Origin of the sequence: Rudaea sp., assembly GCF_047601565.1 — a bacterium.
In the GTDB taxonomy this organism is placed as follows: Bacteria; Pseudomonadota; Gammaproteobacteria; order Xanthomonadales; family Rhodanobacteraceae; genus Rudaea.
On record NZ_JASGIY010000001.1, the window covers coordinates 2552245 to 2568715 of the forward strand.

Here is a 16471-nt window from a genome sequence, read left to right on the forward strand (position 1 = left end):
AGGGGAAGTATATATCTCTTTGTCGCGATGAAGCGATATTTGATTGGCGGACGCGTTTTTTTTGCGTGGAATGCGCGACGGGTGCATTCCGGCCCATGTGCAACGCCGCCCGGTCCCGGCACAATTGCGCATCCTGGGATTGCTGCGGGAGGCGATAGCGATGCGTAGCGGACGAATGGCGGGCGTGGTGCTGGGAGTGCTGGTCATGGCGTGGGCCGCACCGCCGTCCGCGCGGGCGGCGGACGGGAGCGAGGCCGCCGATTTCGGCGGCGCGACGAAGGGCATGCAGCGTGCCGCCGGTTTCTTCGACGTCTACCGCGACAATGCGAAGGGCCGCATCCTGCTCGGCGTGCATGCGTTCGACCAGCCGTTCCTGATGATGAGCTCGCTGCCGTGGGCGCTGGGCTCGAACGACGTCGGCCTCGATCGCGGACAGAGCAGCGATTCGCATCTGGTCGAGTTCCGCCACGTCGGCCCGCGCGTGCTGCTGGTCGAGGACAATACGAAATTCCGCGCGATCTCGAACAATGCCGACGAGGCGCTCAGCGTGCGCCAGGCATTCGCCGAGTCGGTGTTGTGGGCGGGCGACGTCGTCTCCGAGCGCAAGGGCGCGGATGCGGAAGTGATCGTCGACGTGAGTTCGCTGCTGATCTCGGACCGCCACGGCATTGCGCCGCGCCTCGCCGACACGAAGCAGGGCAGTTACGGCGTCGACGACAAGCGCAGCGCGGTGTCGCTCGCCGACGCGAAGAGTTTCCCCGACAACACCGAACTCGAAGCGATGATTACGTTCCGCGGCCCCGGCGAGGGCGCGTTCGTGAAAGACGTGGCGATGGACCCGCAGAGTGTCACCGTGCGCCAGCACTTGAGCTTCGTGCGCCTGCCGCCGCCGGGCTATACGCCGCGCGCCTACCATCCGGCGTCGGGTGGGTTGAGCGTCGGCTGGTACGACTTCGCGCAGCCGCTCGCGTCGAGCATCGAGCGTCGCGTGCAGCCGCGCTTCCGTCTCGACAAGATCGACGAGGCGGGGCACGTCAAGAAACCGATCGTGTTCTACCTCGACCGCGGCGCGCCCGAGCCGGTGCGCTCGGCCCTGCTCGAAGGCGCGAACTGGTGGAAGACGGCGTTCGAGAAGGCGGGTTTCGAGGACGCCTATCGCGTCGAGCTGCTGCCCGAGGGCGCCGATCCGATGGACGTGCGCTACAGCCTGATCACCTGGGCGCACCGCTACACGCGCGGCTGGTCGTACGGCCAGCCCATCGTCGATCCGCGCACCGGCGAGATCATCCGCGGCAACGTCACGCTCGGCTCGCAGCGCGTGCGCCAGGACATCCTCATCGCCGAAAGCCTGCTCGCGCCCTACGACAAGGCGAACGCGACGGAACTGAAGAACGAGGCCGAGCGGATGGCGCTCGCGCGCCTGCGCCAGCTCGCCGCGCACGAGGTCGGGCACGCGCTCGGCTTCGCGCACAATTTCGCCGCGAGCCGGCTCGGCAACGGTTCGGTCATGGACTATCCGCATCCGCTGCTGACGCTCGGCGCCGACGGAAAAATTTCGCTCGAACACGCCTACGGCATCGGTGTCGGCCCGTGGGACGACTTCATCATCGCGCACGCCTACGGCCAGTTCGCGCCGGGCACGGAAGAAGCTTCGCTGGCGAAACTGCGCGCCGACATCGCCAAGGCCGGATTCCGCTACATGAGCGATCCGGATTCGCGCGGTCCCGGCGATGCCGAGCCCGATGGCCTGCTGTGGGACTCCGGCCCCGACACGTTGAAGACGTTCGATGCGTTGATGGCCGCGCGTCGTCAAGCTCTGCAGAGTTTCTCGATCGGCGTGCTGCCGCCGGATCGCCAGGCCGGCGAACTCGAAGCGCGCCTCGTGCCGGTGTATCTGCTGCATCGTTATCAGACCGAAGCCGTCGCGCGCCTGCTCGGCGGTGCCGACTATGCGTACTCGCAAGCAGTGGATCGGCAGGCCGGGTCGACGCCGGTGCCCGCGGCCACGCAGCGCGATGCGCTGGCGCGCCTCGTCGCGACGCTCGGCGCGGACGATCTCGCGCTGCCGGCGAGTGTGCTCGATCTCGTCGCCCCGCCGGGCAACGATTACACGCGCAGCCGCGAATACTTCGCGACGAAGGCCGCGCCGCTGTTCGATCCGCTGGCCGCGGTCGAGGCCGCGGCCGCGCAGACCGCATTGTTTCTGTTCGCGCCGGAACGTCTCAATCGCCTCGCCTGGCAGCACGCGCGCGATGCCAGGCAGCCCGGCGTTGCGGACGTGCTCGATGCGACGTTTCGCGGCACGTGGCAACAATCTCCGCGCGAGGGTTCCGCGCCTGCGGCGGCCGCGGTGCAGACCGCGGCGGACTTCGTCGTGCTCGACGCCTTGCTGCACGCGCTCGACGACGGCAAGTTGCACGCGCAAGTCGATGCCGACGTGCGTGCCTCGCTGCAGCAATGGCAGACGTGGCTGGCGAAACAGGGCGACAGCGATGCCGTCAGTGCGAGCCGCGCGTCGGCCGCCGAGACGATTCGCAAGTACCTCGCCGATCCGAAATCGGTGAAGCTGCGACCGCTGCCGGCGATTCCGCCAGGCGCGCCGATTTGAGCTTTTCCTTCTCCCACCGGGAGAAGCCCGAAGGGCGGATGAGGGAAAGGCATTTCAAGTCGTCAATGTATTTCATAAAGAGTAGCGCTCTTCCCTCATCCGGCGCTTGGGCTCTCGCGGCTTCTCCCGGCGGGAGAAGGGAGGCAAAGCTCAGTGCCGCGTCGGCATTGCCGTAGCCGGCGGCTCGTCCACAAACAACGCGGCGACGTCGGCCCCGTCGAACACGTAGCGACGGTTGCAGAACTCGCAGGTGATCTGCGCCGAGCCTTGCTCGGCGAGCACGGATTCGTTTTCCTCGTGCCCGAGCGAACGCAGCATGTCGGCGACCCGCTCGCGCGAGCAGGTGCAGCCGAATGCGAGCGGCCGCGCGGCCTGCAGGCGAATGTCCTCCTCGTGGAACAGGCGGTACAGCAGGTCTTCGGGCGGAAGTTCGAGCAGCTCGTCCGGCCTCAGCGTCGCAAGCAGATGTTCGGCGCGGTTCCAGCCGTCGGCGTCGCCTGCATGAACACCGCCCGCTGCGGCGACCTGCTGCAGCATCAGGCCCGCGCAGCGCTGCCCCGTCGCCGCGAGCACGAGCCGCGTCGGCAGCTGTTCGGAGCGCCGGAAGTAACCTTCGAACGCGCTCGCGAGATCGCCGTGCTCCACGGGCACGAGTCCCTGGTAGCGCGTGTCGGTCGCCGAGTTTTCGATCGTGATCGCGAGGTGCGCGCCCGGTTCGAGCGAGACCCGCGCCTTGGCTTGCTCGTCGTCGCGGCGTCCGATTCCGCGTACCTGTCCGTCGCTCGTGCATTCCGCGAACAACAGACGCAACGCGCCGCTGTCGCGCAGCTGGATCGACAGGCGCCCGTCGAACTTGATTGCGCTGGTGAACAGCGCGCTCGCGGCGACCGTCTGGCCGAGCAACTCGGCGAGCGGCGCGTCGTACTCGCCATTCCCGTGTATGTGCCGCCACGCCTCGTCGAGGCGCACGAGCGCGCCGTGCACACCGGCACGTTCGAGCCGGAAGCGGTGCAGGAAATCGTCAGGGACCGTCATGGCTCGCATCGTCGAATCCGTCGAAAGGCGCGGCGGCGATGGCCGCGGGTGTCCCTGTATGCGGCCATTCGCGGTGCGATGCAAGAGGCGGCGGTTCATCCGGTGAACAGCGAGTCGGATCACGCTTCGCGATTTTCATGGGTTCGCAGACACGGGGATGCGCTAGCATGCTGCGCCATGCTCGACGATATCGCTCAACGGCCGCTTCCGCAGACGTTCGACAGTGCGACGCTCGCGTGCGATCGCGGCCGCGCCATGGCGTTGCCCGCCGGTAGCCGACTCGTATGGGCGCGAGGCGCGATCCGCGGGCGCGGTTGCCGTACGCGTCGGCAAACTGCTGCCACGCCGGCGGCGATTTCCCGCGTTGGCCGAGCGGAGCCGCGCCATGAACCTGCGCGCGCAGTTGAACCTGCTGATCGCCGCGCTGATCGTCGTCTTCGTCGGCGTGCTGCTCGTGCAGCAGGTGCGCGGCACGCGCGAGAGCGTGCGCGTGCGCATCGAGGAGGAGCGCCGCGAGATCGCGCGCGAGCACGGCGCACGCATCCTCGTGCTGTCGGCGCAGGAGGACTCGGCGCATCCGCGGCGCGTGCTCAAGGCGGGTGCGCTCGGCTACCTGTCCAAGCGCGGCGCACCCGAGGAACTGCTCGACGCGGTGCGTGCGGTCGCCGCGGGCCGCATCTATCTCGAGGCCGCCATTGCGCGTAAGCTCGCGCTGCGCGATCTCGCCGCGCCGGGGCAGGCGATCGACAGCCTGTCGGAGCGCGAGTTCGCGGTATTCATCAAGCTTGCGCAAGGCGAGTCGGTGCAGCGCATCGCGCAAACGCTGTCGCTGTCGCCGAACACGGTCGGCACGCATCTGTACAACATCAAGCAGAAACTCGGTGCCGGCAACCAGGCCGAACTGACCCTGATCGCGCTGCGCAACGGCTTGATCGAGGCCTGAGCGCGGGCGGCTTCAGCCCGGCAGAAGGAACACCGCGACGACCTTGCGCCCTTCGCCGGCCAGTACGTTGAACGTGCGCGCCGCGGCGGCGTTGTCCATCGTTTCGAGGCCGATGCCGCGACGGAGGAATTCGCCGAGCACGGTCTGCGCGGGAAACATCGCGCGCGCGCCGCTGCCGAGCAGGACGAGTTCGGGCTGCAGTGCGAGGATTCTTTCGATCGCCGCAGCGTCGAGTTGATCGACCGTGCGCGCGGGAAAGTCGGTGACCGCTTCGTTCGGGCTCAGCAGCAGGCTGCTCGTTAACTTGCGGTCGATCACGACCACGCTTGTCGCGTCGGCCTTGCGCACGAACAACTGCTGTTCGTTGCGTTGTTCGGTCAGTTGCATGAAAAGGCACTAGCGCGGCAGCGCGATCTTCGGCGCATCCGCATTGCGGCGGAAGAAGGTGGCGGTGTGGCCGATGCGCTGCACGACTTCGGCGCCGGCCTCGTCGGCGAGCGCATCGATCTGCTGCCTGCGCGCGTCGCGGTCGTCGCCGGCGATCTTGACCTTGAGCAATTCGTGCTGGTCCAGCGCGGCGTCGAATTCCTTGAGCAGCGCGGGCGTGACGCCCTTGTTGCCGACCAGGATCACCGGATTCAAATCATGGGCGAGGCCGCGCAGGAAGCGGATCTGACTGTTGCTCAAGGACATGGAGTAAGGGGAAAACGGGCGGAACCGGGCTGCACAGGGTATCATGCGAGGCTCACCATGGCCTCGCGCAGCAAATCCAGCGCCCGCTGGTTGAAGGAGCACTTCAGCGATCCCTACGTCAAGCGCGCGCAAGCCGAAGGTTGGCGCTCGCGCGCGGTGTTCAAGCTCGAGGAACTCCTGCAGCGCGACGCGATCCTCAAGCCGGGCATGGTCGTGGTCGATCTCGGCGCGGCGCCGGGCGGCTGGTCGCAGATGGTGCGCGAGAAACTGGGCGACAAGGGCCGCGTCGTCGCGCTCGACATCCTGCCGATGCAGGGCATCGCCGGCGTGGACTTCATCGAGGGCGATTTCCGCGAGGAAGCGGTGCTGAAGCAGCTCGAAACACTGCTGGCCGGCGCGCCCGTGGACCTTGTCTTGAGCGACATGGCGCCCAATATGAGTGGCGTGACCGTGGCCGATCAGGCACGGGCGATGTATCTGGCTGAATTGGCAAGGGATTTTTCCGCCGTGCACCTGAAGCCCGGCGGCGCGTTCTTGATAAAACTTTTCCAGGGTCGCGATTACGACGCTTACCTGAAAAGCTTGCGCGAAGGCTACGAGCGCGTCAGCATTCGAAAACCGAAGGCGTCGCGCGCGCGCAGCCCCGAGGTGTATGCGCTGGCGACAGGAAAGAAATAGCGGCCATTCCCGCTTTTGCGGGAATGACGGGCAAAAAGCAGGCGAATGGTTGTATGCGGCAATCCGCCGCGCGATGAGTCAAGGCTAATGAATGACATGGTCAAAAATCTCGTGCTCTGGATCGTCATCGCGGTGGTGCTGATCACCGTCGTGCAGAGCTTCAAGTTCGGCGGCGCCGAAACCAACACGGTGCCGTATTCGGACTTCATGGCGCAGGTGAACAACGGCAACGTCAGCGAGGTGGTGCTGCGCAACGACCTGCAGACCGTCAACGCCAAGCTCAATGACGGCCAGAAGCTCAACACCACGATCGTGCCGACCGACGGCTCGCTCGACAAGATCCTCGACAAGCAGGGCGTGAAGTTCACGGTGGAGGCCAAGGACAACAGCGGCCTGATCACGCGCGTCCTGCTCGACTGGCTGCCCATCCTTTTCATCTTCGGCGTGGTCGTCTACTTCATGCGCCAGATGCAGGCCGGCGCCGGCGGGCGCGGGGCGATGAGCTTCGGCCGTTCGCGCGCGCGCCTGCAGGGCGAGGACCAGGTCAAGGTCACGTTCGCCGACGTCGCCGGCGTCGACGAGGCCAAGGACGAGGTGCAGGAACTCGTCGAGTTCCTGCGCGACCCATCGAAGTTCCAGAAGCTCGGCGGGCGCATCCCGCGCGGCGTGCTCATGGTCGGCTCGCCCGGCACCGGCAAGACCCTGCTCGCCAAGGCGATCGCGGGCGAGGCCAAGGTGCCGTTCTTCACGATTTCCGGCTCCGACTTCGTCGAGATGTTCGTCGGCGTTGGCGCCTCGCGCGTGCGCGATATGTTCGAGCAGGCGAAGAAGCACGCGCCGTGCATTATCTTCATCGACGAGATCGACGCGGTCGGCCGCCATCGCGGCGCCGGCCTCGGCGGCGGCCACGACGAGCGCGAGCAGACGCTCAACCAGTTGCTCGTCGAGATGGACGGCTTCGAGGGCAACGAAGGGATCATCGTCATCGCCGCGACCAACCGCCCCGATGTGCTCGACCCGGCGCTGCTGCGTCCGGGCCGCTTCGACCGCCAGGTCGTCGTGCCGCTGCCCGATCTGCGCGGGCGCGAGCAGATCCTCAAGGTGCACATGCGCAAGGTGCCGCTCGCGAACGACGTCGATCCGACCGTGATCGCGCGCGGCACGCCGGGCTTCTCGGGCGCGGACCTGGCCAATCTCGTCAACGAAGCGGCGCTGTTCGCCGCGCGCGGCAACTCGCGCGAGGTGACGATGGACCACTTCGAGCGCGCCAAGGACAAGATCATGATGGGCAGCGAGCGCCGCTCGATGCTCATGAGCGAGGACGAGAAGAAGCTCACCGCGTATCACGAAGCCGGCCACGCGATCGTCGGCCGCCTCGTGCCCGAGCACGATCCGGTGCACAAGGTCACGATCATTCCGCGCGGACGCGCGCTCGGCGTCACCCTGTTCCTGCCCGAGGCCGACCGCTACAGCAACAGCAAGACGTATCTGGAAAGCCGCCTCGCCAGCCTCTACGGCGGCCGCGTCGCCGAGGAGATCATCTTCGGCGAGGACAAGGTGACCACGGGCGCGTCGAACGACATCCAGCGCGCGACCGGCCTCGCCCGCGACATGGCGACCAAGTACGGCCTCTCGCCCGAGCTCGGGCCGATGACCTACGCGGAGGAGGACGACGAGGTCTTCCTCGGCCGCTCGGTGACGCAGCACAAGCATGTATCCGAGGAAACCGCGCGCAAGATCGACGAAGTCGTGCGCGGCATCATCGACACCGCGTATCACCGCGCCCACGATCTGCTCACGACCAACATCGACAAGCTGCACACGATGGCGAAAACGCTGCTGCAGTACGAGACGATCGACAGCGACCAGATCACCGCGATCATGGAAGGCCGCACGCCGGGTGCGCCGAAGGACTGGCAGAAGTCCGGCGAGCCGCCGCGCGGCGGCAACGCAGCCAGCGGCGACAAAGCCTCTGCGCCGATCGGCGGCACGGCGACGCAGCACTGAAGACATTCTTATCGATCGAAGCAAAAGGCCGCCTTCGGGCGGCCTTCTGTTTCGCGAGGCAGCTTGCTCCGCTTTCTCAGTCCGCCGGCGCGGCCAGTGTCGTAAACTCGCCCTATGTTCGATACGACTCCTACCCTCGATTGCGCCGGCCGCGTTCTGAAGCTCGATCGCGCGCGCATTGCCGGCATCGTCAATCTCACGAACGATTCGTTTTCCGGCGACGGTTTGCGCGGTGATATCGATGCCGCCGTGGCCCAGGGCATCGCGATGGTGGAGCAGGGCGCGGACCTGCTCGATGTCGGCGCGGAATCGACGCGCCCCGGCGCGGGCGAGATTTCCGTGGACGAGGAAATTGCGCGCGTCGTTGCCGTGATCGAGGCGCTGGCGAAGCGCGTCGACGTGCCGATCTCCATCGATACGAGCAAGCCGGAGGTGATGCGTGCGGCCGTCGCCGCCGGCGCGGGTTTCATCAACGACGTCTATGCGCTGTGCCGCGACGGCGCGCTCGACGCCGCGGCGCAATTGAAGGTGCCGGTGTGCCTGATGCACATGCAGGGCGAGCCGCGCACGATGCAGGACGCGCCGCACTACGACGACGTCGTCGGCGAGGTGAAGAATTTCCTCGCCGGCCGCATCTTCGCCTGCGAGATGAGCGGCATCGACAAGAAGCGCATCGTCGTCGATCCGGGCTTCGGTTTCGGCAAGACGCTCGAACACAATCTCGCCCTGCTGCGCGGGTTGGACCAGCTCGCTGCGCTCGGCGTGCCGCTGCTCGCCGGACTGTCGCGCAAAGGCATGATCGGCGCGCTGACCGGCCGCGACGTCGAGCACCGTGGCGCCGGCTCCGCCGCCGCGGCGCTGATCGCGGTGCAGAAGGGCGCGCTGATCGTGCGCGTGCATGACGTGGCGGCGACGCGCGACGCGCTGGCCGTCTGGCACGGCGTCGCCGCCGGCATGGTGGCGGCGAAGAAGGCGCAGAAGCCGTTCGGCTCGCAGCGTTTCGGCGACGACGATTGAGGCTTCGCCTCAACGCGCCGCGGCGCTGGCGAGCACCTGGGCGCAGCCGGACTCGTAGGCGCTGGTCCATTCCGCCGCCGTTGCGGGGAACAGCGGGCGGGCGCAGCGCACATGGACGAGGATCTTCGACGCCAGGTACCAGGCGTCGCGGTATTCGTAGCGCTGCTTGCCGTTGAGCGCGACATAGTGCAGCGCGTTGGCGCCGGTCTCGCCGCGCGCCTCGAAACCCGGCGACTGTTTCGCCTTGTCGGTGGCCGCGTTGACCAGCGCGGGGAAGGCCGAGGCGTCGTTGAGCAGTTTCGCCTCGACCGAGACCTGTGCCGATTCGCCGCTGTCCGCGTCGGCCGGATCCTTGATCAGGAACGCGACGAACTGCGGCGTGCCCTCGGTCTTCTGCATGATCGCGGGCCAGTTCGCCGGCGCCGCGAACTTCACTGCACCTTCGTAGAGCGCATACGGCGTGCCTGTCCTGGCGGCCGCCTTGCCACCGCTCTGGGCGAGCGCAGCGCAGACCGGCAGCGCGGCGAGCAGGCAGGCGGCGGCGATTCTCATGGACGGTTCCGCTTCGGAAAAGGCGCGACGTTTACGCGGAGCGCCGAGTCTAGCCGAGTTGCGCGGCGGCGGCATGTCCGGCGTCGCGGTCGAGCAGATGGGCCAGGGTGTCGACCGAATCGGTGATGCGGTCGCAGGCGTCGGCGACGGCGATCGCGACCGCGTGCGCTTCGCCGTCGGGCGGCACGGCGGCCAGCTTCCTGGCCAGTTCGCGTTCGCAGGCACGCAGGCCCTCGACCTGCGCCGGATGATCGTGGCGCAGGCCGTCGGCGACGGCGCCGAGCGCGGCGTCGACGCGCCGCGCGAACGCGAGCACGTCGTCGTGCGCGGGCCGTTCGCGGCTGTCCTGGAGCACGGCTTCGAGCGCCATGCACGCGCGCACGAAACGGTTCGCGTTGGCGAACACGCTTTCGGCGAGCGCGATCAGGGCGGGATCGCGCTTGGGTTCGCCGCGCAGGCGGTCGAGCGAGGCCTGCGCGTTGGTGCGCGCGGTGCGCGAGGCGACGCGCGCATCGCGGCGCAGGCCGGCATCGCCATCGAACAGGGTGGAAAAGTATACGCGGTACGATTCGATCATCGTCGCCAGCGACGGGCGCAGCCGTTCCCAGGTCGGCCACAGCGCGTAGGCGGCCAGGGCGAGCGCGCTGCCGATCGTCGTCGCGATCGCGCGCAGGGGCATCGACTCGCCGGGCGCGATGCCGTGGAACGCGAGCAGGATGACGATGAGGCCGGTGAGCATCATCACGCCGAGGCCGTAGTTGATCGTCGTCAGCATGCGGAAGCCGATGCCGAGCAGCGCGAGCAGGACGAGTTGCGCCCAGACGTTGTCGAGCGCGTAGTGGAGTAGGGCCGAGGTGAGCACGAGACCGGCGAGCGTGCCGGCGACGCGCAGCAGGCCGAAGTTGAAGGTGCCGGCGAAATCGGGTTTGAGCACGATCGCCGTCGTCATCGGCACCCAGAAGCCGTGCGGATAGCCGAGCATGCGTTCGCCGACGACCGCGGCACAGACGCAGACGCCGAGGCGCAGTGCATGGCGGAACGCCACCGATTGCAGGTGCAGGTTCGCGCGCAGCGTCGCCAGCGCGCTCATCGGGCGCAACGCCGCCGGCAGGCGTGCTTCCTGTTCCTCGGCTTCGAGTTCGCCGCGCGCGCCGGCGAGGCCGGCGTTGCGGATCGCCGCGCGCAGTTGCCCGGCGAGCGCCTGCGCGCGCGCGAGCGCGACCGTCAGCGTGCGCTGCATGCGCGGGTCGGCTGCGTGAGCCAACGTCTCGAACGCGGCGAGCGCGGCGTCGTAACCTTCGATCGCACCGCTCGTCGCTTCCGCTGTGGTGCCGTGTTCGAGCGCCACGCCGATGCCGGCGAGCGTGCGCGAGGCGTATTCGCGCAGGCGCAGCAGCGTGTGCCGCGCTTCGTCGTCGGGCAGGGTGCTGATCGCATCGGCCAGCGCGAGCAGTTCCAGGCGCACGCGCTCGACGATGCGCGCGAGCACGCGGAAGCGCTCCATCTCCGTGCCGCGCGCGCGGTGCTCGCCGTTGAGCAGGTGCTCCACTTCGAGCAGGCCCTGCGTTACCGGCGGCGCCCGTTCGAGGCGGTTCGGCGAGATCGGCCGTTGCGTGATCGTTGCGAGTTCGCGGTACACGCGCGCCAGCGCCGAACGCTCGGGGCGGTAGCGCTGCAGCGGCCAGGCGGCGAGGGCGAGCAGCGTTTCGATCAGGCCGCCGGCGAAGATCAGCAGGCCGGTGGCGGCGGCGCCGCGGATCGGCTGCGGATCGGCACTCGTGACGAGCAGCAGGATGATGCAGGTCAAGCCCGCGCGTCCCGCGTTCGGGCCGAGCGCGACGAGCATGCCGCCGCTCACGCCGCAGACCAGCGCGGCCGCGGCCATCGCGATCGCGTGCGCGCCGAGCAGGCTGCCGGCGAAGGCCGACAATCCCGAGCCGAGCGCGCCGAGCAGCATGCGCTGCATGCGCAGGCGGTACGGCCCCGGCTGGTCGAGGAACATGGTGTTGAGCGCGCCGGTGGCGACGCCGAGGCCGATCGCGACATGCCCGCTCGCGATGCCGACGCCGAGCGGCAGCACGAGGCCGGCGGCATTGCGCAGTGCCACGCCGAGCGGCACGTCGCGCGGTTTCAGTTCGACGAGACTGCGGAGCATGGCGCGATTCTAGTCCGATGCCCGATTCTGCTAGTCGTTCCCGCCGATTCGGAACGGCCGGCAACGGGCAAGCGGTGCGTCAGGAATACTTGCGGATGAACGCACGCACCTCGGGATAGACGTTCTCGCGCCAGCGCCGCCCCGAGAAGATGCCGTAGTGGCCCGCACCCAGCACGGTGAGATGCCTGCGGTTCGCCGCGCGGATGCCCTTGCAGAGATCGTGCGCGGCTTCGGTCTGGCCCAAGCCGGAAATGTCGTCGAGTTCGCCCTCGATCGTGAACAGCGCGGTGCGCTTGATGTCCTGCGGCTTGACGAGCTTGCCGTTGACCTTCCAGGTGCCGCGCGGCAGCGCATGATCCTGGAACACGGTCTTCACCGTGTCGAGGTAGTACTCGGCCGGCATGTCGAGCACGGCGTTGTATTCGTCGTAGAAGGTGCGGTGCGCGTCGGCGTCGTCGAGGTCGCCGCGCAGCAGATCGCGGTAGAAATCCCAGTGCGAGGAGAAATGCCGGCTCGGGTTCATCGCGACGAAGCCGGCGTGCTGGAGGAACCCCGGATAGACCTTGCGGCCCTTGCCCGGATAGTTCTGCGGCACCGGATTGATGACGTTGGCCTCGAACCACTGGATCGGCTGCGTCGTGGCGAGGTCGTTGACCTTGGTCGGGCTGCGGCGCGTGTCGATCGGACCGCCCATCATCGTCATCGTGCGCGGCGTGACCTCGCCGGCCGAGGCCATCAGCGAGATCGCGGCGAGCACCGGGACGGTCGGCTGGCAGACCGAGACGACGTGCAGGTCCTTCGCGCCGATGTGGCGGATGAATTGCTGGATGTAGGCGACGTAGTCGTCGAGGTGGAACGGACCTTGTTCGGCCGGCACCATGCGCGCGTCCACCCAGTCGGTGATGTAGACCTTGTGGTCCTGCAGCAGCGTGCGCACGGTGTCGCGCAGCAGCGTCGCGTGGTGGCCGGACAGCGGCGCGACGACGAGCACCGGCGGATCGTTCTTCAATTGTTGCAGCGTCTGGATCTCGTCGCTGTAGCGCTTGAAGCGGATCAGGTTGCAGAACGGCTTGGCCAGCGCGACCTGCTCGACGATCGGCACCGTGTCGCCGTGGGCCTGCACCGATTGGATGTCGAACGCGGGCTTTTCGTAGTCCTTGCCGAGGCGATAGAGCAATTCGTAGTTGGCGGCCATGCGCGGTGCGCCCGGCAACTTCGACAGCCAGCTCTCCTTCGACGAGAACATGCGCGCGCCGCTCTCCGAGAACGTCATCAGCGGATTGAGCAGGGCGCGGTTCAGTTCGTGGAGCTGGTATAGCAACATCGTCATGGTATCGGTATCTGGAACGCGAGCGCGTTATCGTATGCCCGTATTCGCTGCGCTGCAACATTGCGTCTGTCCGGAGGACAGGCGCTTGTCCAAGAATGTCGCGGCGGCAGGCAAAAGCTATCGCTTGCGCGGAGACTTGCTCGCGGCAGGTTTCTTCGCCGTCGACTTGCGAGGGGCGGATTTTGCCGCCGGAGCCTTCTTTTTGGCCGCAGCCTGGGTGCGGCGCCCGCTCCCCGAAAGTTTGCCGCCGCCCGATTCCTTGTTGACCGTCGCCCAGGCGCGCGCCGCCGCGGTCACTTCGTCGACGCCGCGCGATTCGTAGCCCTGTTCGATATGCAGGGCCTGGCGCTTCTGTTTCTCGGTATACGCCGATTTGTCTCCGCGTGGCATGGTTCGGCTCCTCTGCGCGCTGACGGTTTCGATCATACTCCCGCCATTGTCCTCCGCGCACGGCTGCCGCCTGTCGCGAGACGGCCTCCGATGTCGGGAAAAAGGGATGAAGAGCGAGAAAATCTACGACCGCGCCTATTTCGACCGCTGGTATCGCCATTCGCAACACGCGGTGAACACTCCCGCCCTGCTCGAACGCAAGGCCGCGCTGGCGATCGCCGTCGCCGAGTACTACCTCGGTCGGCGCGTACGCAACGTGCTCGACGTCGGCTGCGGCGAGGGCGCCTGGCACGCGCCGCTGAAGAAACTGCGTCCGCGCATCGACTATCTCGGGATCGATTCGAGCGAATACGCGATCGCGCGCTACGGTCGCGCGCGCAACCTGCGTCTGGTCGGCTTCGGCCAACTCGCCGAACTGCGCTTCGACGACGATTTCGACCTGATTGTCTGCTCCGACGTGATCCACTACCTGCCGTCCGCCGAACTGCACCGCGGACTCGCCGGCATCGCCGACATGCTCGCCGGCGTCGCCTTCCTCGAACTGTTCACCTCGAAGGACGCGCTCGACGGCGACAAGCACGGTTTCATCGCGCGCTCGCCGAAATGGTATTTGTCCACGTTCGCGCAGGCGGGGCTGACCGCCTGCGGTTCGCATTGCTATCTTGGGCCGAAGCTTGAAGCATCGGTGGCTGCCCTAGAATTGGCGACGGCTAGATAAACTTTTCCTAAGCATCGGTCAGTTGTCGTAGATCGGCTTATTCGGACATAGTAGATGCCACCAACGAATGAGCTTTGATTCTTTGGTGGCGAGCCCTCCAGCCATGACGGCAGTCACAAAGAGACTTGCGTCATGTTCGTCATGTTCTAGTCGCGTGCGCTCACGATTTGAGAGAGAGGACGGCATTTCCCCTCGATGACGGTACAGTGTATGCAGCGCGAACAAAAGGTTGACTTGATAGAACCGGAATGTTGCCCACTCGTCTGAAAGAAGAGTGGGTGGTGGCAAATTGGAGTCGTCAAGGACGCGAAAGAACTCGATGATCGTCTCGGGCTTTGCCAAATCGTCCTCGTAGTCTTTTAGTGCTTTTTTCCGCGCTTCGTCTGACCCCTGAGCTACAAGAGGGAAGAAGCTAACTGCATTGTTGATGCGCTGTATATACCTTTCGACTCCATCAAAAATATGACTCGTTTGTTCGTCGGTATTCCGCCTCGCCTCAAGCGGTAGTTGATACTCGGCGTTTCTGAGTTGTGGGTTGAATCTGAATTTTTCAGCTACCTCGTAGCTGAGAAAGCTGAGAGCTTTAGTGTTGGTTCGTTGCTCATGGAGCAACATAGGCCCTATGTGTCCGATTATTCGAACGGGGTTGTTCACTTCCGGGAATTTGGAAAAACAGCGGGCACGAGTTATTGGGTCTGTTGTGAGCAACTCGTAGAAGAGCGCGTCTGTCATTATAAGCGCGTTCGATAAATCGTATAGTTCACGAGTGCGTTGTACTGAGGCGCCTTGCAAAAAGCTCTTGTCGAGGACAATGCATGTCATATAGCAACGTCAACATACTCGACTTGGATATGCACCAGTGGTGCAGGAATGCCATCGTCGCGCCGGCCTTCAAGGTGAAAAGCGATCGCTTCGCGAATCTGTGTCTCGGTTTCTTGTAGCGTCGCGCCGGTAGCCACGCAGCCCGGAAGATCGGGAACGTAGGCCGAATAATTGTCTGCGGCTTGCTCGATGACGATTGCGTAGCACATGGATAAGTGAACCGCCCCGGGAACGTCGGAGGCTGGTTGGTGTGAGTCAAGCCGCCATCGGCATCTCACGGTGTTGCTGTTGCTGATGATATATCGCTTCGGCTTCCGCCGGCGGTAGGTGTCCGATCGAGGAGAGTAGGCGGTGGTGGTTGAACCAGTTCACCCACGCCAGCGTCGCCATTTCCACGGCTTCCAGGTTCGGCCAGGATCGGCGGTGGATGACCTCGGCCTTGTACAGCCCGTTGATCGTCTCGGCCAGCGCGTTGTCGTAGGAGTCGCCCACGCTGCCGACCGACGGTTCGATGCCGGCCAGCGCCAGCCGCTCGGTGTAGCGGATCGACACGTACTGCACGCCGCGGTCGGAGTGGTGGATCAGGGCTTGCTGCACCGGTCGTCGATCGTGCAGCGCCTGCTCCAGCGCGTCGAGCACGAAGTCCGTGCGCGCCGATCGCGACACCTTCCAGCCGACGATGCGACGAGCGAACACGTCGATCACGAAGGCCACGTAGACGAAGCCAGCCCACGTCGACACGTAGGTGAAGTCGCTGACCCACAGCGCGTTCGGACGGTCGGCGTGGAACTGCCGGTTGACGCGATCCAGCGGGCACGGCGTGGCCTTGTCGCTGACCGTGGTCTTTACCGGCTTGCCGCGGATCACGCCTTGCAGGCCCAGCCTGCGCATCAGCCGCTCGACCGTGCAGCGCGCCACGGAGTAGCCCTCGCGCCGCAACTGCCGCCACACCTTGCGCGCGCCGTACACCTGCAGGTTCTCGGCGAACACGCGCCGGATCGCTTGGCACAAGTCCTCGTCCCGGCGCGCCCGCGCCGAGCGTCGATCCGGATGGCGACGTTCCCGCGCGTGGCGGCGGTACGTCGACGGAGCGATCGGCAGCACGCGGCAGATCGGCTCGACTCCGTAGGCTTCGCGGTGATCGTCGATGAACGCGATCATGGCTTGAATCGGCGGTCGAGCTCCGCCTGGGCAAAATACGCCGACGCCTTGCGCAAGATCTCGTTCGCTTGGCGCAGTTCGCGAATCTCTCGCTCCTGCGCCTTGAGCCGATCACGCTCGGACGTACTCAACCCCTCGCGCCGGCCTTCATCGACCTGCGCCTGCCGCACCCAGCGCCGCAACGTCTCCGACGTGCAGCCCAGCTTGCCGGCCACCGAGGCGATCGTCGCCCATTCCGAGCCGTATTCGGCTTGGTGCTCGCGCACCATCCGCACCGCTCGCTCTCTCACTTCTGCCGAATACTTCGAGTTTGTCATTGCTCCATCCTCTCAAGAGTGGGAGCCTCCGACATACCCGGGGCG

The 16471-nt window shown here is 66.3% G+C and carries 16 protein-coding genes and 1 other annotated feature; of the genes, 6 read left to right on the top strand and 10 right to left on the bottom strand.

The genetic code is table 11. The features are described from left to right. Positions 1-160: 160 nt before the first annotated feature. Positions 161-2608: a zinc-dependent metalloprotease gene (locus QM741_RS11160; protein ID WP_415207770.1), complete on the top strand. Its 2448-nt coding sequence runs from the start codon at positions 161-163 to the stop codon at positions 2606-2608. 150 nt (positions 2609-2758) lie between these two features. Here the strand turns inward: QM741_RS11160 and QM741_RS11165 are convergent, their stop codons facing one another. Next, on the bottom strand, positions 2759-3643 hold the full coding sequence (locus QM741_RS11165) for an Hsp33 family molecular chaperone HslO (RefSeq protein ID WP_415207771.1): 885 nt from the start codon (positions 3641-3643) through the stop codon (positions 2759-2761). 385 nt (positions 3644-4028) lie between these two features. Between QM741_RS11165 and QM741_RS11170 the strand changes: the two genes are divergently transcribed. Further along, positions 4029-4586, top strand: a complete 558-nt coding sequence (locus QM741_RS11170; protein WP_415207772.1) for a LuxR C-terminal-related transcriptional regulator — start codon at positions 4029-4031, stop codon at positions 4584-4586. A gap of 12 nt (positions 4587-4598) precedes the next feature. Here the strand turns inward: QM741_RS11170 and QM741_RS11175 are convergent, their stop codons facing one another. Together QM741_RS11175 and yhbY are read right to left on the bottom strand one after the other, a co-directional pair. Next, positions 4599-4973 carry an Mth938-like domain-containing protein gene (locus tag QM741_RS11175; RefSeq protein ID WP_415207773.1) on the bottom strand — a complete coding sequence of 125 codons (375 nt, stop codon included), beginning with the start codon at positions 4971-4973 and terminating at the stop codon, positions 4599-4601. Positions 4974-4982: 9 nt separating this feature from the next. Beyond that, complete coding sequence (gene yhbY / locus QM741_RS11180) at positions 4983-5279, bottom strand: ribosome assembly RNA-binding protein YhbY (RefSeq protein ID WP_415207774.1); 297 nt, start codon at positions 5277-5279, stop codon at positions 4983-4985. A 57-nt stretch (positions 5280-5336) separates the two neighbouring features. Here yhbY and rlmE point away from each other — a divergent pair, with 57 nt between their 5' ends. The 3 genes from rlmE (at position 5337) to folP (ending at position 8981) form a co-directional block, all read left to right on the top strand. Further along, the gene (gene rlmE, locus QM741_RS11185) at positions 5337-5957 is read left to right on the top strand and encodes a 23S rRNA (uridine(2552)-2'-O)-methyltransferase RlmE (RefSeq protein ID WP_415209113.1); all 621 of its coding nucleotides are present in this window, start codon (positions 5337-5339) and stop codon (positions 5955-5957) included. 87 nt (positions 5958-6044) lie between these two features. After that, on the top strand, positions 6045-7964 hold the full coding sequence (gene ftsH / locus QM741_RS11190; RefSeq protein WP_415207775.1) for an ATP-dependent zinc metalloprotease FtsH: 1920 nt from the start codon (positions 6045-6047) through the stop codon (positions 7962-7964). Positions 7965-8078: 114 nt separating this feature from the next. Then, positions 8079-8981, top strand: a complete 903-nt coding sequence (folP, locus tag QM741_RS11195) for a dihydropteroate synthase (RefSeq protein ID WP_415207776.1) — start codon at positions 8079-8081, stop codon at positions 8979-8981. 9 nt (positions 8982-8990) lie between these two features. On the opposite strand, the gene QM741_RS11200 is transcribed toward folP, so the two are convergent. The 4 genes from QM741_RS11200 to QM741_RS11215 form a co-directional block, all read right to left on the bottom strand. Beyond that, complete coding sequence (locus QM741_RS11200) at positions 8991-9533, bottom strand: hypothetical protein (protein WP_415207777.1); 543 nt, start codon at positions 9531-9533, stop codon at positions 8991-8993. A 49-nt stretch (positions 9534-9582) separates the two neighbouring features. Continuing rightward, positions 9583-11688 (bottom strand): FUSC family protein, encoded by a 2106-nt coding sequence (locus tag QM741_RS11205; RefSeq protein ID WP_415207778.1) that lies wholly within the window; start codon positions 11686-11688, stop codon positions 9583-9585. A gap of 79 nt (positions 11689-11767) precedes the next feature. Continuing rightward, positions 11768-13009: a polyhydroxyalkanoate depolymerase gene (locus QM741_RS11210; protein WP_415209114.1), complete on the bottom strand. Its 1242-nt coding sequence runs from the start codon at positions 13007-13009 to the stop codon at positions 11768-11770. Between the two features lie 126 nt (positions 13010-13135). Next, complete coding sequence (locus QM741_RS11215) at positions 13136-13444, bottom strand: hypothetical protein (RefSeq protein ID WP_415207779.1); 309 nt, start codon at positions 13442-13444, stop codon at positions 13136-13138. Positions 13445-13514: 70 nt separating this feature from the next. On the opposite strand from QM741_RS11215, the gene QM741_RS11220 reads away from it, so the two are divergent. Then, positions 13515-14126, top strand: coding sequence for a class I SAM-dependent DNA methyltransferase (locus QM741_RS11220; protein ID WP_415207780.1), 612 nt, complete (start codon positions 13515-13517; stop codon positions 14124-14126). Positions 14127-14144: 18 nt separating this feature from the next. On the opposite strand, the gene QM741_RS11225 is transcribed toward QM741_RS11220, so the two are convergent. The 3 genes from QM741_RS11225 to QM741_RS11235 form a co-directional block, all read right to left on the bottom strand. Continuing rightward, a complete protein-coding gene (locus QM741_RS11225) occupies positions 14145-14858 on the bottom strand; it encodes a hypothetical protein (protein WP_415207781.1) in 714 nt (237 codons plus the stop codon). An 86-nt stretch (positions 14859-14944) separates the two neighbouring features. Continuing rightward, positions 14945-15157: a type II toxin-antitoxin system HicB family antitoxin gene (locus tag QM741_RS11230; RefSeq protein ID WP_415207782.1), complete on the bottom strand. Its 213-nt coding sequence runs from the start codon at positions 15155-15157 to the stop codon at positions 14945-14947. Positions 15158-15203: 46 nt separating this feature from the next. Continuing rightward, positions 15204-16426, bottom strand: a protein-coding gene (locus QM741_RS11235; protein ID WP_415207783.1) for an IS3 family transposase whose coding sequence is annotated in 2 segments (ribosomal slippage) — positions 15204-16141 and positions 16141-16426 — 1224 coding nt in all. Because the reading frame shifts where the segments join, the coding sequence is not laid out codon by codon here. Continuing rightward, positions 16035-16151, bottom strand: a sequence feature (AL1L pseudoknot). It overlaps the preceding gene by 117 nt. Positions 16427-16471 lie beyond the last annotated feature (45 nt).